The sequence below is a fragment of the Acinetobacter sp. YH01021 genome (assembly GCF_013420255.1).
Lineage (GTDB): Bacteria > Pseudomonadota > Gammaproteobacteria > Pseudomonadales > Moraxellaceae > Acinetobacter.
This window is the reverse complement of record NZ_VOYO01000004.1, coordinates 1-21156: the sequence shown is the minus strand read 5'-3', so window position 1 is coordinate 21156 and position 21156 is coordinate 1. Positions and strand designations below refer to the sequence as shown.

At 35.3% G+C, this 21156-nt stretch carries 17 protein-coding genes and 1 pseudogene; 7 read left to right on the top strand and 11 right to left on the bottom strand.

Annotation, left to right across the window (positions count from 1 at the left end):
- Nucleotides 1-10 precede the first annotated feature (10 nt).
- Nucleotides 11-715, bottom strand: a complete 705-nt coding sequence (locus tag FTT86_RS04705; RefSeq protein ID WP_180180691.1) for a phosphatase PAP2 family protein — start codon at nucleotides 713-715, stop codon at nucleotides 11-13.
- 39 nt (nucleotides 716-754) lie between these two features.
- A complete protein-coding gene (locus FTT86_RS04700; protein ID WP_004729795.1) occupies nucleotides 755-1141 on the bottom strand; it encodes a diacylglycerol kinase in 387 nt (128 codons plus the stop codon).
- A gap of 186 nt (nucleotides 1142-1327) precedes the next feature.
- On the opposite strand from FTT86_RS04700, the gene FTT86_RS04695 reads away from it, so the two are divergent.
- The 3 genes from FTT86_RS04695 to FTT86_RS04685 all read left to right on the top strand — a co-directional run bounded on the left by FTT86_RS04695 (nucleotide 1328) and on the right by FTT86_RS04685 (nucleotide 4371).
- Entirely contained in the window at nucleotides 1328-2062 is a 735-nt protein-coding gene (locus tag FTT86_RS04695; RefSeq protein ID WP_180180690.1) for a thermostable hemolysin, read from the top strand.
- A gap of 35 nt (nucleotides 2063-2097) precedes the next feature.
- Complete coding sequence (locus FTT86_RS04690; RefSeq protein ID WP_180180689.1) at nucleotides 2098-2853, top strand: AMP-binding protein; 756 nt, start codon at nucleotides 2098-2100, stop codon at nucleotides 2851-2853.
- A 321-nt stretch (nucleotides 2854-3174) separates the two neighbouring features.
- On the top strand, nucleotides 3175-4371 hold the full coding sequence (locus tag FTT86_RS04685; RefSeq protein ID WP_180107179.1) for a tyrosine-type recombinase/integrase: 1197 nt from the start codon (nucleotides 3175-3177) through the stop codon (nucleotides 4369-4371).
- On the opposite strand, the gene FTT86_RS04680 is transcribed toward FTT86_RS04685, so the two are convergent.
- The 9 genes from FTT86_RS04680 to FTT86_RS04640 form a co-directional block, all read right to left on the bottom strand.
- The gene (locus tag FTT86_RS04680; RefSeq protein ID WP_180107177.1) at nucleotides 4368-5108 is read right to left on the bottom strand and encodes a M48 family metallopeptidase; all 741 of its coding nucleotides are present in this window, start codon (nucleotides 5106-5108) and stop codon (nucleotides 4368-4370) included. The two genes, FTT86_RS04685 and FTT86_RS04680, sit on opposite strands and share 4 nt — an antisense overlap.
- A 1-nt stretch (nucleotide 5109) precedes the next feature.
- A complete protein-coding gene (locus tag FTT86_RS04675; protein ID WP_180107175.1) occupies nucleotides 5110-8391 on the bottom strand; it encodes a type I restriction endonuclease subunit R in 3282 nt (1093 codons plus the stop codon).
- 15 nt (nucleotides 8392-8406) lie between these two features.
- On the bottom strand, nucleotides 8407-9015 hold the full coding sequence (locus tag FTT86_RS04670) for an SLATT domain-containing protein (protein ID WP_168542740.1): 609 nt from the start codon (nucleotides 9013-9015) through the stop codon (nucleotides 8407-8409).
- A gap of 2 nt (nucleotides 9016-9017) precedes the next feature.
- Nucleotides 9018-10325 (bottom strand): nucleotidyltransferase, encoded by a 1308-nt coding sequence (locus FTT86_RS04665; protein ID WP_180107173.1) that lies wholly within the window; start codon nucleotides 10323-10325, stop codon nucleotides 9018-9020.
- 116 nt (nucleotides 10326-10441) lie between these two features.
- Complete coding sequence (locus FTT86_RS04660; protein ID WP_180107171.1) at nucleotides 10442-11380, bottom strand: endonuclease NucS domain-containing protein; 939 nt, start codon at nucleotides 11378-11380, stop codon at nucleotides 10442-10444.
- The gene (locus FTT86_RS16255; RefSeq protein ID WP_180107169.1) at nucleotides 11380-12648 is read right to left on the bottom strand and encodes a restriction endonuclease subunit S; all 1269 of its coding nucleotides are present in this window, start codon (nucleotides 12646-12648) and stop codon (nucleotides 11380-11382) included. The genes FTT86_RS04660 and FTT86_RS16255 overlap by 1 nt, the downstream gene beginning before the upstream one ends.
- A complete protein-coding gene (locus FTT86_RS04650; protein WP_180107167.1) occupies nucleotides 12638-14161 on the bottom strand; it encodes a type I restriction-modification system subunit M in 1524 nt (507 codons plus the stop codon). Before FTT86_RS04650 ends, FTT86_RS16255 begins: the two co-directional genes overlap by 11 nt.
- Entirely contained in the window at nucleotides 14161-14781 is a 621-nt protein-coding gene (locus FTT86_RS04645; protein ID WP_180107166.1) for a restriction endonuclease subunit S, read from the bottom strand. Before FTT86_RS04645 ends, FTT86_RS04650 begins: the two co-directional genes overlap by 1 nt.
- A gap of 46 nt (nucleotides 14782-14827) precedes the next feature.
- Nucleotides 14828-15118 carry a hypothetical protein gene (locus FTT86_RS04640; RefSeq protein WP_180107164.1) on the bottom strand — a complete coding sequence of 97 codons (291 nt, stop codon included), beginning with the start codon at nucleotides 15116-15118 and terminating at the stop codon, nucleotides 14828-14830.
- Nucleotides 15119-15913: 795 nt separating this feature from the next.
- Between FTT86_RS04640 and FTT86_RS04635 the strand changes: the two genes are divergently transcribed.
- The 4 genes and pseudogenes from FTT86_RS04635 to FTT86_RS04620 all read left to right on the top strand — a co-directional run.
- A complete protein-coding gene (locus FTT86_RS04635; protein WP_180107162.1) occupies nucleotides 15914-17404 on the top strand; it encodes a site-specific integrase in 1491 nt (496 codons plus the stop codon).
- Nucleotides 17401-19608 carry a hypothetical protein gene (locus FTT86_RS04630; RefSeq protein ID WP_180027272.1) on the top strand — a complete coding sequence of 736 codons (2208 nt, stop codon included), beginning with the start codon at nucleotides 17401-17403 and terminating at the stop codon, nucleotides 19606-19608. The genes FTT86_RS04635 and FTT86_RS04630 overlap by 4 nt, the downstream gene beginning before the upstream one ends.
- Nucleotides 19601-20212: a hypothetical protein gene (locus FTT86_RS04625; protein WP_180027271.1), complete on the top strand. Its 612-nt coding sequence runs from the start codon at nucleotides 19601-19603 to the stop codon at nucleotides 20210-20212. Before FTT86_RS04630 ends, FTT86_RS04625 begins: the two co-directional genes overlap by 8 nt.
- 146 nt (nucleotides 20213-20358) lie before the next feature.
- Nucleotides 20359-21156: pseudogene (locus tag FTT86_RS04620) on the top strand (IS3-like element ISAba14 family transposase); the annotation flags it as partial.

The window sequence follows — 21156 nt, the reverse complement described above, 5'->3', positions numbered from 1 at the left end:
GGAGTTAAGGTTACCTGATACTAGAGCGTATAGGAGTGGTCTTTTCTATTGGTAGTTTGTGGCTAAACAGCGTATAGCCAATGACATTGATGCACCAGATAATCCAGCCAGTCCATAAATTATGACTCAGGAAATGTGCTCCGCGCATCATTTGTGCCCAGCCCATGGCCAACCCTAAAATTACTGCACCGATCAGAAGAAAATAAGCACGCTTGCGGTTAGAAATACGATAAACAAAATAGCCGGCCATTAAAGCAAAACCACTAGATGCATGCCCTCCAGGAAAACAGTGGCCTGCAGTGGCACTAAAATCCCACAAAATCCCATGATGGGTAGGTATGGTCATATCCCAGGGACAGGCATGGGCTGACTGGGATTTTAAAATTCCGATCGAGGCTGTGGTCAGCACTACCATGCTAAAAAAATAGCCAAATTCCCAGCGCCGTATATACCAGTTCTGCCATTTCAGTGATGCCAACCAGCCCAGTAATAATGTGATATACACTAGAATCAGCAGGTCTTTCACATAGCGATGATTGAGTTCTGCCAGTGCCCATTGTTTTCGAAGGGGAAATTGACCATGATCATCGATAAAGGGATAGATGAGTTGTAAGTCCAGCACTCCTCCAATGTCAAAGAAGTTGAGAAGAATCAAAAAACTGAAGATCAAAAGTAAAGTTTGGGTCAGTAAAAACCGGGAACGGTCAGTGATCATTTTTAAGTTGTCCATTTCAGGCAGTAGCAAGAGCAGAGGTCAAATCAAATGACCAGCCAAAATGATGCCCCAGGTCAGGGCAATTAAACTAAGTGCTACAAACTGAGCCGCACTGCCCATATCCTTGGCATTTTTAGACAGTTCATGCCGTTCCATGGAAATACGATCTACCACTGCCTCTATCGCTGAGTTAATCAGTTCAATGATCAACGCCAGTAGGCATACGGCGACCATCAACGCTTGCTCAGCTGGACTAACCGGCATCCAAAAACTTAGAGGAATCAAAATAAGGTTGATCAGCAGAATTTGCCGGAAGGCAGCCTCATTTTGAAAGGCGGTTTTAAAACCAGCCAGGGAATAACGGGTCGCATTAAAAATACGCTGCGTTCCTGAGGTGCCTTTATAAGGTGAGCGGTAGGAAGACATAGAACAGTTTCAGTTAACAAGAGATAGGAATAACTTAAATTTTCAATCTTAAAATGCTCTTAAAAAACCGGCCGTTCTCTGGATTTTTTATATACACAGCTTTTACATTCTTTTGCACAAAATTAAGAATTTTTTAAGTTTGGACTTCTATCTTGAGTAGCAAGTTAATTTCGTGGTGTGAGCCGAATGATCAAGTTCAGTTTTGATCTTTATTTATCTAGTCAGATTCACTTTCTAAATACATATTTCAAGCAGCCTGAATATAAAAAACAAACCCATCACAATAAATTTTTACTACAAGTACCTCCGGGGTATCCGGTAATTTCAGCACAGGATCAATCGCTACATTTGACGGTCAAAACTGTAGAACAAAGCGAGACACCTGAACGCCGTAGCCTGGAAAATTTTATTCAGGAAAAATATCAGCAAGTCCATCAGGCCACTGTATCGAGCTTCTCTTCGACCCTGTTTGCCGGTTATCACGGAGCCGAGATGCAGGTGGTGATTGGTATGCAGCATTTAAATCAATTTAATGCCTTTCTGGAACAGTATCTCGATGAACCAATTGAAAATATTCTTGGCAAGCTCAGCCAGACCACGGTCAGCCGAGACAAAGTAGTAGAAATTGGCAATCTGGCAGCACTAGATATGGACAAAGCCAAACTGATGGTAGCGTTTCTGGTTTTTCATCTCTCGCAGCAACACATCGAATGGGCAGTATGTACCGGGACAGCCGCTGTGCGTTATGTGCTGCAACAAATGGGATTACGTTTTCATGTGCTGGAAAAGGCTGACCCGCAAGTCCTAGGAGAGGCACAGCACTTGTGGGGCAGCTATTACCAGCAGAAGCCTTATGTGCTGGCGATTGATGTGGCAGAAGCCCTACAAGTCGCTCGTCAACTTTATCAATTTAGTCATTAAAGCATTTTACTTGATTACCGAGGCACAGAATTTAAATGATGACTGCTTTATTTGAACGTATCAGTCTGCAAGCACGACAATACCCGCAACGAGAAGCTGTAGTCACCGCACAAGCAACGCTGAACTATGCGGAACTACAACGGCGGATAGAATTATTGAGTGTCAGTTTTATGCAGCTCAATCTGCGACGTCTGGCCTTGTGGGGCGTAAATAGTATCGACTGGATTGTGGTCGATCTTGCCGCACAAAAAGCCGGCATGACTGTAATCCCTGTTCCTCTATTTTTTACTGCAGCCCAAGTACAGCATCTGCTTTCCGACAGCCAAACCGAGCTGCTATGTACTCTAGATGAATCTTTCTCTGCACCAAAATGGCTGTTAAATCTGGCTCAAGACATGAGTAGAGATGAGATTTTTATTGCTGGCCAGCTACATGCGCGCTTTTTTCAGCTAGAGCAAGCCGTACAGTATTCACCTTCTTTACAAACCCAGCAGCCGGCAAAAATCACCTATACCTCTGGCAGTACTGGAACACCGAAAGGCGTGTGTCTGGCTGAAGACACTATAGAATCAATTACGCATTCACTCAGTCAGGCACTGGCCAGCAGTCAGCTTGGGCGGCATTTGTGTCTGATTCCATTTGCCACCTTGCTGGAAAATATTGCCGGCATTTATGTCGCACTGAGCATGGGACGCGCCGTAATTGTTGGCGAGGTGAGCCAGTTCGGTCTGGTATCTAACCATACTTTTGATACAGAGCGGTTTGTAAATGCAGTGCAGAGCGTCTGCTAAATCCCACAATAAAGTATCAGCCCAGTTTTATTGGGCTGGACTGATTAATTCAATTTTCTTCTAAAAATTTCAAAATTCACTTTTATGGACAAGGAAGATATGAACTTATGGTTAAGTGTATCTTATTTAACTTGTATTTAACATAATATACATTATACGAACAAAAGGTACTTTAGTACTTGTTGTTTAAACTACATAATCTCTCTAATGCTTTAAAATCGTAAAATGTCATTTAAGTGTTGTTCATGTTTCTTAACACTTTAATATTTGGTCTTGATATCAAAAATATGTAGCATGGTTATATTTAAAGAATAGATAAAAATGCTCTTAAAATTTAAAGATAAATTCCATAAAAAGACTAATGACAAATTAATTGTCATCACTAATTCTTGTCTTGTGCCATACGTTTGGCCTCAGGTTTACAATGAGTTTTTTATTTGTCATTTGGCTACTAATACTAAATATAAAATTCTTAGACACATTAATCATTTTTATGAGTTTTTAGATACCAAGCTTCATATTTTTCCAGATAAGATTTTTGATGAGTCCAACTTAGATAACACTAAAAATTACTTCTTCTCCTATTATTGTCATTTATGTAATGATTTAGAACCAATTAATAATGAAATTTGGGCGGATGTTGTAGTTTTTTATGAAAAAATTCAAGAGTTTAAATTAAATACTAGTAATAATATTAATTTTGAATTAAAAGAATCAATCAAAGATTTATCAGAAAAACTATCTCAATTTAAGTTTAGAAAATCTAAAAAAATATTAAAAATTAAATCATTACCTCCAGTCATTATTGACTATCTTGATGAAATTCTAGTCCCAGGTGCTGTTAACAATCCTTTTAAGCATTTACAAACACAGTGGAAATATTATGTGGCATACATTCTATTGTCATATGTAGGTTTGAGACGTGGAGAATTATTACTATTAAATATCGATTCTTTCTTCATGACGAAAAGCTTTAAAAATAATAAAAATTATTATTACTTAAATGTACAAAATAATGAGAGCGATGATGATGAACGCTTTACAGAGCTGAATTTAAAAAATCAATATGCTACTAGGCAGATACCTATTGGTGAGGATATATACAAACTACTCAAAATTTATTGTGAGGGCTATAGACCACGCTCTTACACCCCTTTTATATTTATATCCAATAGGCATAAACCATTGTCCGTAGAAGCCTTAAATAAGACATTTCTAAAAATTTATCAAGCGTTGCCTATAGAATTATCAAAACAGTTAGAAAAGACACACGGTCTTACAAGCCTATCACCTCATATGTTACGTCATACTGCTGCTTCAATTTGTGTTTCGCTCTATCCAGATGATAATAGAGATAATATGTTTGCTGTAATGAGGAGTTATTTTGGATGGTGGCCAGATTCCAAAATGCCAGCATACTATGCTAGCAGTGCCTTCAATGACCAAATGCAGGCAAAATATCTCGATATATTAAATAGAAGAATATCAACAATAGAAAGAATATTTAGTCACGATTAGTGAATGATTGCTGTCGCTCTATCATCTAACCGTTTTTTGATTATTGGCCAATCAGGCATAACTTGACTTAGAAGTTGATAAAAACGCTCACTATGATTATGTTCAACCAAATGACAAAGTTCATGCAAAATCACATAATCAATGCAAATTGCGGGCGCTTTAACTAGATGCGGGTTCAGTGTAAGAAGACCTGATGGTGAACAGTTCCCCCACTGTGTGCGCATTGTCATGAGTCGTATATCAGGCTTAGCTTCAACCCATAAGGCTTTTTCAAGAATCTGCCTCAATCGTACTTCAAATATGACTTTTGCTCGAGATCTGTACCATTCATTTAAATGAGATTTAATACTTTCAATATCCGTATCTAAGGTGTTTACCTCCAATCTTCCCCTCAGAAGTTTTACACCTTTTGGCTTGGTATCATCATGAATCACTTTCAATTGGTATTGTTTACCCAAATAAAAGTGGCTTTCACCACTTTTATATTGGCGAGGCATGATAAATTTGCTTTGCTCACGGAACTCTCGTAATTGTTTATAGATCCAACGACTACGCTGCTTTACAGCTTCAATGATTGTTTTATCATCTGCATTTAACGGTGCCGATACAACTACCCGACAATCAGCATAGACTTTAATTAGTATCTTTTCAGTACGGCTAGGACTTTCAAGCACCTCAAAATCAACAACTTCATCACCATAAATGATGCTTAACTTTCTCTCTGGCAGCGTATTCATCCTAGAGCCCATTCAAACCGACCCGAGTAATTTGTACGATCATTTCCACAATTTTTTTGGCTTGATCCATACCACTACCAATGGATTTACATTCACGGAACATCTGCGGTAATAGTTTTTTACGGATATCTGCTTCAATATTTTGTGGATTAATTGAGTTTTCAGCTACAGAGCTCATGACAGAACGATCAACCTCGAAAGCGAGTTCAATCCACTTATCTTGATTCTGTTGATCTGTTATCGAGAATGCTTCAGGTAATAGTTTCTTGAATACACCATAATAAGCTTGAGCATGCTTATTACCACTGAACACATCAGGAATTTCATCTAAACGACGAGCCTCAACTTGCTCTTCAAACTCTTTAAACAGCATGTGTTGCTTCAATGGATGATCAAATTCTTTCTCTGCTTCTTCAATGACTTGACGTAAAAGTTTAGAGAAAGCCTCCTGAGCATAAGGATCATCACGCAATTGCTGTTCAATCATCTTCGTTACACGAGTTTTGATGATATCCGTTTCATTACGTGTTTTCTCTTCACTCCAATCTTCGGGTTGCGCCATTTTGCCCATCTTGCCGACTTCATAGACTCCATCAGGGTCTTTTACCTCAATACCCACAACATGTTTATCAAGAAGTTTTTTGACTTGCTCAGCATACTGATCATAGTCAATAGTCTCTCCAGCATCTCGTTTCACAATCTGACGCAAGCTTGTAAATAGTTTGACTGTTTCTTTGTAGTGCTGACGATCTGCATCAGAAAAGCTTTTATCTTCAAAGAAGGTTGCTGACTGCAATGCAACTTTTAAACAACTGGCAAATTCTGTAAGTGCTTCATAAAAATCATCACGAACTTTTAAGTGAATATCGACTAACTCACCCTCACGTTCTTCAATGCGTGGGACTAAAACTTGGCGCAACTGCTCTGGATCATTTTTATTTTTTACACCATCAAAAATCGCCCATAGCGCTTTATACAAACGAGGTAAACGTTTGTATTCAGAGCTCATTTGCGTATACAAGCCTGTAAGATCATTGATATCATAGCCACCTTGGGTACGAGCAGCGAGATCTTGGTAATCAAGAATTGTGGAATCTAATTCTTTTAAAATACCTCGATAGTCAATCAATAAACCAAACTTTTTCATTGGATGAAGTCGGTTTACACGCGCAATTGCTTGGATCAGATTGTGCTGTTTTAAATTTTTATCAATATAAAGAACAGCATTTTTAGGTTCATCAAAACCTGTTAAGAGCTTATCCACCACTATCAGCAATTTAAGCGAATCATCTTTTTCAAAACGCTCAATTACTTGTTTGGTATAAGTTTGCTCATCCTGAGTGCCGACATTGTCTTTCCACCATTGGGTCACTTCAGGGGTAGTCGATTCATCAACATCAGTATTTCCTTCACGACTATCAGGTGGGCTCATCACCACAGCAGACTCAAACAAGCCTGCTTCATCCAAGTACTTTTTATACTTAATCGCTGAAGCCTTGCTATCGCAAGCAAGCTGTCCTTTTAAACCATCATCAATATTTTTCACAAAGTGATTGGCAATATCTAACGCAATCAGGCGAATACGATCATCCGCAGTATAAATCTCACCTTTTCTCGCAAATTTACGTTTTAAATCTGCTTTTTGCTGATCATTTAAACCTTCTGTAATCCGTTCAAACCACGTATCAATCGCACGTTCATTTACGTCTAAATCAGGGATTCGTTCTTCATAAAGCAAAGGTGTTACAGTCTTATCTTCTACCGCTCTCTGCATAGTATAAGCATGAACAATAGGTCCAAACTTGTTAACGGTCTTTTCATCTTTAAGCAATGGTGTACCTGTAAATGCCACGAATGCCGCATTTGGAAGTGCGAGTTTCATACGCACATGGTTTTCACCACCTTGGCTTCGGTGCCCTTCATCAATCAGGACAATGAAGTCTGAACTTGTGTTAACACATTCAGGAAGTTTGGTTGCAGAGTTAAATTTCTGAATCAAAGAGAACATGATTCGCTCTGTACCCTTACCAATTTGTTCAGCCAAGCGTTTGCCAGAAGTCGCCATAGCATTTAGCTTGTCTCTTTTTCCTGCCAGTTCACCACCTGATACAAAGGTTTTACTGAGTTGATCTTCTAAATCGACACGGTCAGTGACAACCAATATACGACATTGTTTTAAAGCTTCATGCAAGATCAATGCTTTACTGAGAAAGACCATGGTAAAAGATTTACCTGAACCTGTTGTATGCCAAATGACACCACCTTCACGGCCACCTTTGGTGTTCTTAGTACTAATACGCTCAATGAGTCGTTTGATACCAAAGATTTGCTGATAACGAGCAACAATTTTTCCTGCTTTCTTATCGAAAAGCGTATATAGGCGAACCATTTCGAGTAGTCGCTCAGGCTTTAATAGGCTGATCAGCAGTTGATCTTGACCTGTAACAGCTAAGTCTCCACCTGCAATTAGATTTTCATACCACTTGAGATCATCTGCATGACGATATGCGAACAAACTGTTTTTTTGTACAGCACTTAATTTCTTATTTTTAAGCGCATACATTTCTGCATCAGAAATATCTTCTTCTCGCCATGCAGCCCAAAATTTTGCAGGGGTATTACATGTGCCGTAACGACCTTCATGCCCATTTATAGAGAGTATCAGTTGGCTATATGCAAACAGATGTGGAATTTCATCAGGTCGCTGATTACGAAGTGTCTGAGAAATACCTTCATTAATTGTTGGACCTTTCTTTGCCTGACTATCAGGGCGTTTTGCTTCAATCACAACTAAAGGAATACCATTTACAAAGCAAATGATATCGGGTCTACGTGTATCTACTCCACCTGAACGTGTTACAGCAAATTCTTCTGTATATGAAAAGTCATTATTATGGATGTTATGCCAATCAATCAATGGAATCGTTGGGCTAACTTTTTTTCCATTTACAAATTCAGTTACAGGAATACCGTAGAACAAATGGTTATACATTTTTTCGTTGGCAGTCAGTAGCCCCTCATTCAAAGCTGGGCTACAGATTTCAGCAATTAAGTTGTCTACCGACTTTGCTGAAAGTGGATATTCTTGACCCGCAAATGGAAAAGTACGTTTAGAGAGCTCTTTACGTAAAATTTGACGTAATACCACTTGGTCTTGTTTACCATCACGGGCAACAAGTGCCTGTGATGGCGGTAAAAACGACCACCCCAGATTCATTAACAATGTTAATGCGGGAATCTTAGCACTGTATTCTTCTTGAAACTTAATTGAGAGACCGTTCATATCAAACCAAAACTTTTAAAATAAAACTGCGAAACATGCACTAAGATTTGCTTTATAAATAAAGCAGATAGCCATAACAATTAATACCACCAAGAACATATAAAAACTTAACGGCACTTTATCCCTAAAAAAACTAAAATTTTTCTGCTCATCAACCCATTCAATTTGATGTTGCCAAAAGAATTTATAGTGTGCACACCAATCACTGAACAACATTTGTTTACCTAAACCAACTGAACAATACCGATTCTCTAGTTGGCGATACTCTTCAATTAAAAATGTTAAATCATCACTATTACTTTTACCTTGGACTGAATAATATAATGTTCTCAACTGATTATAAATTTTTGTCAACTCATCTCCTGCTGTCTTATATTCATTTTTTTTAGCATCATACATTATGACATACAGTCCAATTACGCCAACCAATGTAAATGTTGCCGATAGGAACTTAGTTGAAAGTGCATCAAAGACCAAAGAGTAAATACCAAAAGCGATTGAAACAAAGCTTATCCAGCCAGGTAATTTCTCCACTAAATCATAAGTCGCTAGATTCTTCTTTGCCCCAAAACCTACGTTATAACCAGTTTCCGCAATACATTTAAGTAAATCATCTTTAATCATCTTCACTCCTCAATCGGCACATAAATGCGGTCACGAGCTACAACTACAGCATTTTGAATGATGTAGCATTCCACTATATGCTCACCATTAAAATCAGCGGTTTCAGTTTTTTGATTCTGCCCTAGATCCGCAACAATTTGCCCTCTAATACAATCTCGACTTTTTGCAGCCTCTCCACGATTTAGAACTTTCCATAAAACAGAATATTTTTGCTCTGGTAAACTAGAGGGCGTCCCATTTTTATCGATATAGAATCTAAGACTTCTTCCGCTATTTAATTTTTTACGATTTCTTTTAAAATGACTTAAGAAATCTATGAATGCACCATGTTTAGTAATTTCACATTCTATTTTTAACGGATAACGTATATCTATTGGGTATTTATTCTCAATAAACTCTTCAGTATCTCTATAGCGTAACTCACCTAATGTCATTGATTTAACGATAGTAGTTGCTGCTTTAGGGAAAGAGTTTCCATATACTTTTCGCCAATAATCATTAGCCGAACTCTTTCCTGCATTTTCAATAGCTTTAAGCGAATTCTCATATGCTTTTTTAGCTTTTCTTTGAAATTTACTTTTAACTTTGACATCCTGATTACTACCTAAAGCTTGATAGTGATCTTGATCGGGTTGTTCGGATAAATACTTAAAAAAGTCTCTACTTAAACAATCATATGAACTATAACTCTTGTCATCATAATTCGTAGTCGATTTCATAAAATTGTAGGCGAGTGTGTCTATTAATAGGCCTCCTATGCCCACTCCATGCTTATTTTTCCAAGCTCTAGCCATCTTACATAAACGACGCAAGTTTTTATTTTTTGCCTCATTCATGCTTTTCATTTCATCAATTTCGGCTTGAGGCTTAGTAATTTTCCAACTGCCACCATTCTTTGTATCTGGATACTTATACGAACCATCCTCTTGCTCAAAAACAGGCTGTACCTCGACATGAAAATTTGTGTATTGGACACATACAACTAATCGATCTACAAATACGGTAGTTCGAGGATAACGTGCAAGAATTGCATCTTTTGTATCCTTTAATAACTTTGATTGACCGCCATTTTTATAATCATCCCATTTTGAGGGTGGCATGATGTACAACATGTCTAAATCTGAAATACCTTTAATCGCAGTCCATCTGCCGTACGAACCAACTTGTAATTGGTTTGATGTTTTTGATTCGGTATCACGAAATTTTTTGTTCAATGCACATGTTATCTCTTGATAACGTGACGTGATTTGTTCTTCATTTGCAACTTTAATATTGCTTAAAAAGTCTTGAAACATTTGGGAAATTGACATTACAGCCCTCAAGTTTTAATTGTTGATAAAGTATTAAAAACGTCCTTGTTTCTAACGATCCATTTGATATTTAGTGACGCCAAATATAATCTTTAAGAGTCAAATTTCAGTTTGCATTAGCTTTTATTCAGCTTAAAACTCAACTGATAACGATAAAACTCAATATTCTGTGCCACGCTCAAAGCACGACGAATTCTTAAGTCATCTTCTAGTGCAATAATCACACCTTTCACTTGCTGATCTGCCTCAGCCAACTCATCTTTGACATAGCCCATATAGCGTTGGATTTGCCCCACGACACGATCACTTGCACGACCACGTTTTAGCTCAACAACAAGCAATGTCTTCTTATCCTTACTGATTGCCAAGATATCGATAGGACCAGTATCCGATGGATACTGCTGACCGACCAATTGACCTTCTTCGGTATAAATGTCGTATGTTGCACCCAACTCAGTTTTAGACCAGTTCTCTACCAAGAAATGCTCTAAATGCTTTTCTAAAGCAAAAGCTGTTGGGTCTTCGACTACTTCATCAGGCTCAAGATATTCAACTGTTTCTTTGCCATCAATAAGTGTTTTAAGCTCTTCTGCATACTTGGTCAGATTACAAACTGTACCCACTGATCCCGATGAGTTTTTTAGCTCTTGAGACATCATTTCCCTAGGTAAAGTCTGTTCAAACCATTCAACTTTTCTGCGATGGCTTAACTCGCCAGAAGGCACGTAGTAATAGTCAGATATGACTTTACCCACGAGATAATGACCATCCCCACGAGGTGTAAGGATAATGTCACCCTGTTTAATCCCTTTAGAAAGGGTATGTAGCATGCCACATGCTAAGCCTGCTGAAATCTTACTTTTTTCAGGTAAGGCTGTTAAATAAACAGGAATAAAACGATGATTAAACTCACGCCAATCATCAGGTAAGTCATGGGTTAAGTCTTGGTCAATGTTCCAGTTGGCGGCAATAAAGCCGCCCTCTAGAAACTCTTGAGCAAATACAGACTTGGCACCCGCCATAATGCGGTAATAGCTAGGTGTTATTTGCATCATTAGGCAGCCACCTTGACACGTTTTTTACCTGTCAAAAGTTGTTGCATAAGTGCTTTTTTTTCTTGCTTCAAGCAATCAAGTTTTTTCTGCAAACCTTCAATTTCCTGATCAGCAGCAGAAAGAACAGCAGCAATTTTTTCCTGTTCGGCTATTTCGGGTATAAAAAGTTCGTAGCTATTAAAAATACTCTCACTGAAGTTTCTTCTAACAACTGAAGCTCCTACAACCGATGCTGCTTCCAATACTTTCTGGAATAAACTGCTTCTTATAAAGTGCTTCATAAATTCAGGAGAAGATAAATTTGTAATAACAAACACTTTGTATGCAGGTGATACAATAACTGGAAAATCCATTAAATGAACATCAACCGACCCCATCCAAAAGTTCAGCCCACTCATTACAAATCTTCCTGTTTTGACTACCCTATATTTTGAAGTATCTTCACTAGCAACAGATTTATTAAAATATTCTGACTGATTAACCAAACCATTTTTTGTCACCGAAAAAATAGGGAAATCCTGGTTTCCTGCTGACAATACTTCTGGCTTGAAAATTTCCTTCACTTTTGTACTTTTCCACTCCCCTCTAAACCTCACTCCATTCTCATCAAGCAAACGCTTCTTACCCGTCAGCAACTGTTGCATCAAAGCTTTTTTCTGCTGTTGGCTATTTTCAAGCATTTTTTCAGTAGCCGAAATTGCTTGGTCCCAAGTTGAAAGGATTTGGGCGATTGCCTTTTGCTCAATAAGTGGTGGCAAAATAATTGGTAAATCTTTACATATCTCAATAGTTAAATTCTGCTGACCAGAAGTCTTTTTAGATCTAGACTGTAACCATTGTTGAGCTTTAAAACTATTTAAAAACTCTAGAAAATATTTACTATCAACAAGATTTTTTTGTAGCCGGTAAAATACAATCGCCTGATTCATATTATATTCAGGATAGCTGTCATCAAGTAGAGCTGTTTTCCCTAAAGGAGGACCTACGATATTCATCAAAATATCATTAGGAAATGCCATTGAACGCGATAGAAAATTTTCGTGAGACTGTTTTGATACAAATATGAAATCAGAATCTAGTGCTAAACGACCATAAAAAGTTAAATTATTAACTCGTAAAAAAGGAATTTTACCTTCATTAGAAATCTCTGATTTAGGCGGAGTAGTCCCTTTAGAAATTTTTGTGCAAATTTCATTGGCAGTTTTACAAGACCAATCATTTGGAATAATTCCAAAACCTGAAATGAAGTTAGATGTATCATTCACCACAACCCAACTCCTCTAAATACTTCGCCATCTGAACTTCAAGCTCAGCAAGTTGAGTCTTTAACTGCTCACGCTCAGCACGTACAGCAACCAAATCAATCTCAGCTTCTTCTTCAAAGGTATCCACATAACGAGGAATATTTAGGTTGTAATCGTTGTCTTTCACTTCCTGCAAAGTCGCCAAATACGCATACTTATCTACGCTTTCACGGGCACGATAGGTTTCAATAACCTTGGCAATATTATCTTGGCTTAAGTTGTTTTGATTTTTACCTGACTTAAACTCACGGCTTGCGTCAATAAATAAAACCGAATCATCAGACTTTTGCTTTTTAAAAATTAAAATTGCAGCAGGAATACCCGTACCATAGAACAGCTTTTCAGGTAAACCAATAACCGCATCTAATAAGTTTTCGTTAATCAACTTTTCACGAATCTTACCTTCAGATGAGCCACGGAACAACACCCCATGTGGAACCACAACACCCATACGACCCGTAACAGGTTTAAGCGTCTCAATCATGTGTGAGATAAAAGCATAATCACCCTTGGTCTTTGGTGGTAAACCACGACGGAAACGATCAAACTTATCATTTTCAGCTTGCTCATAACCCCACTTGTCTAATGAGAATGGCGGGTTTGCTGTCACAATATCAAACAGCATCAAGTCGCCATTCTTATCCAATAGTTTTGGATTACGAATGGTATCACCCCACTCAATTTTGTGGTTGTCTTCGCCATGCAAGAACATGTTCATCTTAGCTAATGACCACGTTGAACCAATCGCCTCTTGCCCGTAGAGTGCGTACTCTTTACTGTTGTGATTGCTGACGACCTTACGACCACACTTCATCAACAGTGAACCAGAACCACAAGCAGGGTCACAAATACTGTCGCCTTTCTGTGGATCAAGTAATTCAGCAATTAAGTCTGATACTTCAGGTGGCGTATAGAATTCGCCCGCCTTTTGACCACCACTCGCTGCGAAGTTTTTAATCAAAAATTCATATCCGTTACCAATCACATCAAGTGAACCGACACGGCTTGGTTTTAAATCTAAATCAGGCACAGCAAATACTTCTAAAAGATCTTTTAAAATGGTATTTTTTTGCTTTTCTTCACCCAATTTATCGGTATTAAACGAGATATCTTGGAAAACGCTTTTGCCTACATCTTTGAGCTTTGTACCATTGGCTTCTTCAAGCGCATGTAAAGCCATATCAATACGTTCGCCATTGCCGGGCTCAAAACGACGCTCAAGCAAGGTATAGAAATTCGATTCACGAGGCAGTACAAATCGCTCGTTTTTCATCATTTCTTCAATCAGTTCAGGTTCATCACCATACTCGTTTTTATAATTATCGTAGTGGTCTTGCCATACATCAGAGATGTACTTTAAGAACAGCATTGTCAAAATATAGTCTTTATAGGTATCTGCACTCACCGTGCCACGGAATACATCACATGCCGACCAAAGGGCTTTATTGACGGTATCTTGATTAATTTGAGTAACCATTATTTGTTTCCTTGGAGCAGTTGTTTAAACATGCCCATCATCATTTGTTCACGATTTTTAAGTAATTGCTGGGTCAAGATCTGCTCTTGCTCCCAAAGACGGTTTAATTCGATTATGCGTTGCTGAATGTCCAAGCTAGGGACTTCAACCTCAAATTGGCTGACTATTGATACGCTCAGCATCGGCATCTTAGAACCCTGACTTTCTTTGCGTAATTCATATTGCACATTCGATTGGTTCAGGTACCAACATAAGTATTCAGGCATGACTTTTTTATTTGGCATTAAAATCAAAAACTGGCTACTCACAATGAGTGGTAGTACTTTTGATTGATCCTGATTGCCTACAAAATAATGTGCTTTGAGATACTCACCTCGACAAGGTAAAAGCACACATTCAGGTGAGACGATTGCGTTATCTTTACCTTGCCAATCAATTTGCGGTAAAGCATCTGAAAAAAGCGTATAACCACATGTATCCGTTGCAATGCTACGAATATCTTTGATCTGCAATACGTGGGCATTGCCTGACTCAACTTCTTCAACCTTTTCACGGAATGTAAAGCCTGTGCGGATCTCTGCGAGATCGCTCAGTTTTAGGAATCTTTTTAACTTTGCCATAAATATTTACTCTGAAAGAGAATGAGCCATCCTTGGCTCAGTCCACTTAAGATGCGTTACCAACATATTTCTTTAGCCAATCAGTCATTGATTTGTCTTTATCTGAATCCAAATTTATCCAAGCCGCATCTCTTTGCAAACGTGTCACTAATAAACCATCATCTCTATCCATGACTTGTTGTAAATCATCACGAATCTGTGGTGCTGTTTTATCCGAAACGATAATCCAACAGGACTTTAACGGTCGACACCATGTTCCATAAGCCTTAATTTTTTTATCCAGCTCTTCATAGTTACGTTGTTTACGCAGGTCATAATTGATCTGATATACTTTCATTTGTTCTTAACTCCTAATGTTTAGTCACGTTATTGGTTTTGAATTCGATGACAGGCGGCCACCTGTCATCACTAAATTTAATGCAGTAGAGACCCTATGAGTCATGCCGAGTGTTATGTTAGGTTGGTATTTGTGTTATGTCAATAAAAAACGCAGTAGATTCCCTATGTAAAATAATAAATAAATTTTCCTACTTTTTGTGAATTTCAACGAGGTTCTGGAAATTCTCAGATTTCAACTCAAAAAATTTAATATTGGCTATTTTCAACTCAAAAAATTTAATATTGGCTATTTGAATTTAAAGTATATTGATTATTGGTGCTCTTCATAGAAAGTGATTCAATTATTTAATTCAAATTTATAAAAAACTGCTGAAGGGTTTTGTTGCACCCTTCTTAGACCAACCATATTCTGCTGTTTCATTACTATTGATGCCTGACTCATCAATATAAAGAATCTGTTCTTTTACATATTCGGCTTTTAATTGAGGCAACAATCATTGAAAGACAGCTCGACCTATTTTGCAGGCTTGTCTAGAGTAATATTTTTACATATAAAATATAAAAATCAATACCTTACAAATTAAAACTCTTATTTAAATCACATTTACAACAGTTCATTAATAATTATTTAATTATAAAAATTATTATATTTATAATAAATAGAATTTTATTGAGATTATTATATTTATAATAAATAGAATTTTATTGAGATTATTATATTTATAATAATCTTGAAGAGCTTGCAAAAATTTATTTTTTATATATTATTCTTAATGAAATAAAAGGAATTATCATGGATAACAAATATCAAGAAGCAAGTGCATTAGAATTTAAGGATGATGGTTTATTTAAAATATCTACAAAATATATTAGATATGAAGATGATTTTACAGAAAAAATACACACATTTAGGGATATTGAAAATGATAGTTGGGAAATTTATAGTGATGGGTGTAAAAAGATAATAGTTTTTAAAAAATATAAGACTAATATTAAAAACTTAATTAAGTTAACTGCTATAAACATACTTACTAATCTTTCATCTTCTACATTAGTTAATTATATTCATGGATTCCTAAAAGTATTCTCTGAGCAAGAAATAATTGACATTATAAAAAATAAAGAAAAAATTCTTTATAATTGGGAAATCTATAAATCAAATAAAATCAATAGCTTTACAATCTCAACAATCTTGCCAGCTCTAAATTTTCTAAAAAACATCCTAATATATCTTTCTGTTAATAATTTATTAAGATGGAATAAAAATGATATTGAGAATATATCAAATTTAAAAAGATTTAAAATAAACAAATATGCAAAAATAAAATCCGGGGATTGTTTTTTAAATACAGAAGAGGAAGCAAAAATATTAAATTATATTGGCAAGGTAAGTAACTATGAAAATTTAACAAGTAAAGATTTAGATGAATATTGTGTTCTTATACTTTTTTATCAATTTGGTGTTAGGCCAAAACAAGTCGGAATGCTTAGGCTTTATGACTTAAAAACTTATAAAATAAATAAATACGATGAAACACTTCATGTTAAATTTCAAAAAATCAAACAAAGACATACTATGAATGCAATTCCATTAGTTAGAAAAATAAAAACAGAATGGATAGTTTTTTTTAAAGAAAAAATTAGAAAAACAGATAAACATGGTAATTATTATTTTTTTTCTAATAATAAAAACGATATACGTGAAATTTTAAGAAAAGTAACAATTAAAATATTAGGTTATCCTATTAATGCAAATATATTTAGACATTCAGTTGCACAGAGACTAGTTGAGTCTGGGGCAAATTTAGATGAAGTATCTTCCTTCCTAGGACATACTTATTCTAAAAGTGCATTGATTTACTTCCAAGTATCTGCACAGACTGGAGTATTAATTAATAAAGCTCTAGGCATATCTAATATATATAGTAAAATTTCAAAAATTACGCATGGTGATTTTATAAGTATAGAAGAATTAAATAATTTGAATACTGAAAAATACATTGAAAGTTATCCACATGGAATAGCAATATCTGGTATTGGTGGATGTGATTTAAAACAGAACTTATGTAAAAAAAATCCAGTTTTTTCATGTTATGGTTGCGATAAATTTTTACCTCTAAATGATAAAAGTGTTCATGAAAATGTATTAGAAAACCTAAGAAGTATTATAAAAAAATTTAAGGACTCTAGCTTATCTGAGACTCACTCTCCTGCTTATATGCAACTTAAGAGCCTAATATTCAATATTGAATCCCTTATACATGAAATCGAGGAAAAAAAATGAATAATTTTAAGAATTATATTTTAGAAATGAAGAAATTAGCTCAAATAAAAAAAATTAAATGGGACATAGAGGTTGACAAAAATGGTGTCGTACTCTCTGAGGATCGCTGGAATTTAAATGAGATAATTGGAAATAATACAAGACCATTTTACTATCTTTCTAGTTTCGAACTGGTTGATAAGTTTAGATTAAATAATATTGAAAATGTTATTATTAGTAATAACTGGATTGAACTTATCAAAGCAGTAACAATAGAAAAAATTTTAATAGATAAAATAAAGCCAAATAGTATAATGCCAATAATATTTAATTTGAGAGTAATAGCTAGTATAGCAACAAAACCTCCATATGATATGAATCCAGAAGATTTTTTTAAAGTTATAAATCATATTGAGAAAATAGACTCTTTAAAAATTACAGCAATAAAAAGTATTGTAAAACATATTTTTGATATTAAGTTTTTATCTAAATTTTGTCCTATATATCCTTACTTAAATATTAAAAAAATATCTAGTTCTACCCCACTTTCTAATCAAATAGATAAGAGGGATAGTGCTGATAAACTACCCGAAAATAAATATTTTTGGGAACTAGTTAGAATTTTATATACAGAGGAACCAAAATCTTTTTTTGATTTTATTAGGTTTAGTCAACTAAAGTTATTAGTTCTTACTGGTTTACGGATTAGTGAAATAACTTCTTTACCTCTAAACTGTATAAAAAAGCACAATGTTTTAGATAAAAAAATCTATGAAAAAAATAAACAGTATGGGGCAGTTAGTCATTATTTTTCCCTTAAATACTTCGCAGAAAAATTAGAAAAAGAAAATCAACATAATATTTTACAAATTGAATCACAGATCATTCCAGAAATATTTGAGCTTGAAATCTTAAGTATTGTTGAATCAATTGAAAAATTAACTTTAGGTATTCGTTCAACTTTGAAAAATTTTGAAAATAAAAACTTAGGATTTTATGATGATTATATACCTGCTTACAGTGCTTATTTAATATTAAGTGGTAATAGTATTTTTTTAGAGAACATTGAATATGATACAAAGGAGCTAAATATTATACAACGTCAGGAACTATCCAATAAATTAATTGAATTGCAAATAAAACTATTAGATACCAAAGAATTCACACACTCTTTTTATACGTATATGCAAAGATTACGCTTAAAATGCTGTATATATAATCAAAAAAAACAGCCTTACCTTAGTCACGAAAAAATTATCTATAGAACCTCTTTTTTTCGAAAGTCTGATATCTTAAATTATATTTTTAATGAAAAAGAATCCAAATCTCCTGACCTATATTCTATTAAAGTGAATGATGGTTCAGTAATTAATTCTAGTGATTTTTTATTTCTGTATCCTAAAAGAGCCCTCATAGAAAATAGAAACAATGGTCTACTAGCAATTGATCATTATTTAAGTATTGGTGTTACCAATCGCCAAGCCCTGAACTGCTTTATTAGCAAAATTAGTGAAAGCACCCCTACTATTTTTGAAATATATGGATCAGATGAATTTAAAACTGCCTCACTAAAAAGCCATAGTTTCAGACACTTGATGAATACTGAATTATTCAGAAAAGGTATAGCAGATTCATTAATTACTAAACATTTTAATCGCCAATCTATTTCACAAACTTATGAATATGATCATCGCTCACTTGCTGAGAAATTAGATTTTAACAATATACCAACTATAAATAAAGACATAGATAATTCAAGAACTGAAGTACTTATAAATTTAATTAATGAAAATAAAACTAGAGGGCCTCTAATCAGCAAATATCTAGAAATTCAAGAAGAATATGGTGATGATGAAGCCTATTTGTTCTTGAAAACAGAAGCAGATGGATTTCATACAACACCTTATGGACATTGTGTAAATAGTTTTGCTGTTGATCCCTGCCCCAAACATCTTGAATGCTTCTCTGGTTGTAATCACTTTATGTCTACTGGTCTAAGTAAGCATAAACAAAACTTAATTAATCTACGAGATAAATTTAAGCAAGAATTACAAATTATTGAAGACTTCCCAAGTAAAGGAATAGGTAAATTGCATCAAATAGGTCACATTAAAAAACAAATATTAAATATAGAACTTATTTTGGAATCAGATGAAGGTTCTTTAGTTTTTCCTGCAGAAAATGATTTGTCTGATATTGATAAAAAGGATATTTTCGATGCATAATTTAATTCAACTATTAGAGCGTATGTTAGAGAATAATATTGACATTAGTTATAGAAAAGTTGCTGAATTAAGCAATGAATTCAAACATGCGTCTTCTATAACAAGGGACACTGAACGAAAAAATCTTGTTGATTCCTACAAATTTAGACAAGAAAAACTTAGATTATTAATTCGAAAAAAGACTCCTGAATATAATGTTCAACAAAAAAATCAAAGTTTACTCTTACAAATTGATGAGCTTAAGAATAATAACTTAGAACTGATAGCCTCTCATAATACTTTACTGAAAATTGTTGGTGAATTAGGTGGCTTTACAGCGTGGTCACAACTTTGTGAATCACTGGATCATTATGATCAAAGAGTTATAATTTCTAAAAATCATCCAGAATACTTAGCTTTTATAAAAAATTTACAAACTATTAGAAATCAAATGCAGCTATCTCAAATTGAATTATCAGTAATTTTGGGTAAGGATGAAAATTTTGTAGAAAATATTGAGTCTTTTGAACTTCTGCTACCAATCACAGGAGTCATCATAGTTGCTAATTTTTTACTTACACAGCAATTTGAAAATTATCGGAATTTTAAGCCAATTTTAGAGTGAGTGTTTAAGGGCTGTTGACATTTCAAGTATAAAATTTACCCGACAAAGGTAGCCAAATAAAGATACAAGCAGAGATGGATCCGGAAATTTGAACAACTCCTATAAGTGATACTCTGCTCCTCAAATGATGTTATAAACATCAATATATGGAGTATTTTATGGCACGTAGACCAAGAAGAAATCATTCAAACGACTTTAAGGCTAAGGTAGCACTTGCTGCGATCAAAGCAGAAAAAACACTTGCTGAATTGAGTTCTGAGTTTGATGTTCATCAAAACCAAATTATTGACTGGAAAAATCAATTGATCTCAGCTTCCTCACAAGCTTTCGATCAATCAAAAGCTCCATCAGAACCTCCCATTGATCTTAAAAAGTTACATGCAAAAATCGGTGAGCAGGCATTAGAAATTGATTTTTTAGAAGGTGTGTTGAAGAAACTGGGCCGCTTCAACCACAAAAGTTAATCGATCACTCACTTCAGATTTCAGTATCTAAACAAGCTAAGTTACTGAAAGTCTCTCGTGGTTGTTATTATTATCGCCCAAAACCTGTTAGCTCATCAGATCTGAAGCTGATGCGATGTATTGATGAATTACATATGCAATATCCTTTTGCAGGCAGTCGTATGATGCGTGATTTGTTGAATCGTCAAGGGCATCATATAGGACGACGTCATACACGTACTTTAATGAAGAAAATGGGTATTCAGGCGTTATATTGCAAACCAAATTTAAGCCAGGCTAATCAAGCTCACCGTAAATATCCATATCTGCTCAAAGGATTGGCTATTCAGCGCAGTAATCAAGTGTGGTCTACTGATATAACGTATATCCCTATGGCAAAAGGCTTTGTTTATTTATGTGCTGTGATTGATTGGCATAGCCGCAAGGTACTTGCGCATAGGGTATCGATTAGTATGGAGGTGGATTTTTGTATTTCGGCTT

Coding starts and splice junctions, on each gene's coding strand:
- FTT86_RS04690 (WP_180180689.1), top strand. CDS start 2,098: ATGATGACTGCTTTATTTGAACGTATCAGTCTGCAAGCACGACAATAC.
- FTT86_RS04700 (WP_004729795.1), bottom strand. CDS start 1,141: ATGTCTTCCTACCGCTCACCTTATAAAGGCACCTCAGGAACGCAGCGT.
- FTT86_RS04645 (WP_180107166.1), bottom strand. CDS start 14,781: ATGGCAAAGTTAAAAAGATTCCTAAAACTGAGCGATCTCGCAGAGATC.
- FTT86_RS04685 (WP_180107179.1), top strand. CDS start 3,175: ATGCTCTTAAAATTTAAAGATAAATTCCATAAAAAGACTAATGACAAA.
- FTT86_RS04640 (WP_180107164.1), bottom strand. CDS start 15,118: ATGAAAGTATATCAGATCAATTATGACCTGCGTAAACAACGTAACTAT.
- FTT86_RS04650 (WP_180107167.1), bottom strand. CDS start 14,161: ATGGTTACTCAAATTAATCAAGATACCGTCAATAAAGCCCTTTGGTCG.
- FTT86_RS04635 (WP_180107162.1), top strand. CDS start 15,914: ATGGATAACAAATATCAAGAAGCAAGTGCATTAGAATTTAAGGATGAT.
- FTT86_RS04680 (WP_180107177.1), bottom strand. CDS start 5,108: ATGAATACGCTGCCAGAGAGAAAGTTAAGCATCATTTATGGTGATGAA.
- FTT86_RS04695 (WP_180180690.1), top strand. CDS start 1,328: ATGATCAAGTTCAGTTTTGATCTTTATTTATCTAGTCAGATTCACTTT.
- FTT86_RS04670 (WP_168542740.1), bottom strand. CDS start 9,015: ATGATTAAAGATGATTTACTTAAATGTATTGCGGAAACTGGTTATAAC.
- FTT86_RS04675 (WP_180107175.1), bottom strand. CDS start 8,391: ATGAACGGTCTCTCAATTAAGTTTCAAGAAGAATACAGTGCTAAGATT.
- FTT86_RS04665 (WP_180107173.1), bottom strand. CDS start 10,325: ATGTCAATTTCCCAAATGTTTCAAGACTTTTTAAGCAATATTAAAGTT.
- FTT86_RS04705 (WP_180180691.1), bottom strand. CDS start 715: ATGATCACTGACCGTTCCCGGTTTTTACTGACCCAAACTTTACTTTTG.
- FTT86_RS04660 (WP_180107171.1), bottom strand. CDS start 11,380: ATGATGCAAATAACACCTAGCTATTACCGCATTATGGCGGGTGCCAAG.
- FTT86_RS04630 (WP_180027272.1), top strand. CDS start 17,401: ATGAATAATTTTAAGAATTATATTTTAGAAATGAAGAAATTAGCTCAA.
- FTT86_RS04625 (WP_180027271.1), top strand. CDS start 19,601: ATGCATAATTTAATTCAACTATTAGAGCGTATGTTAGAGAATAATATT.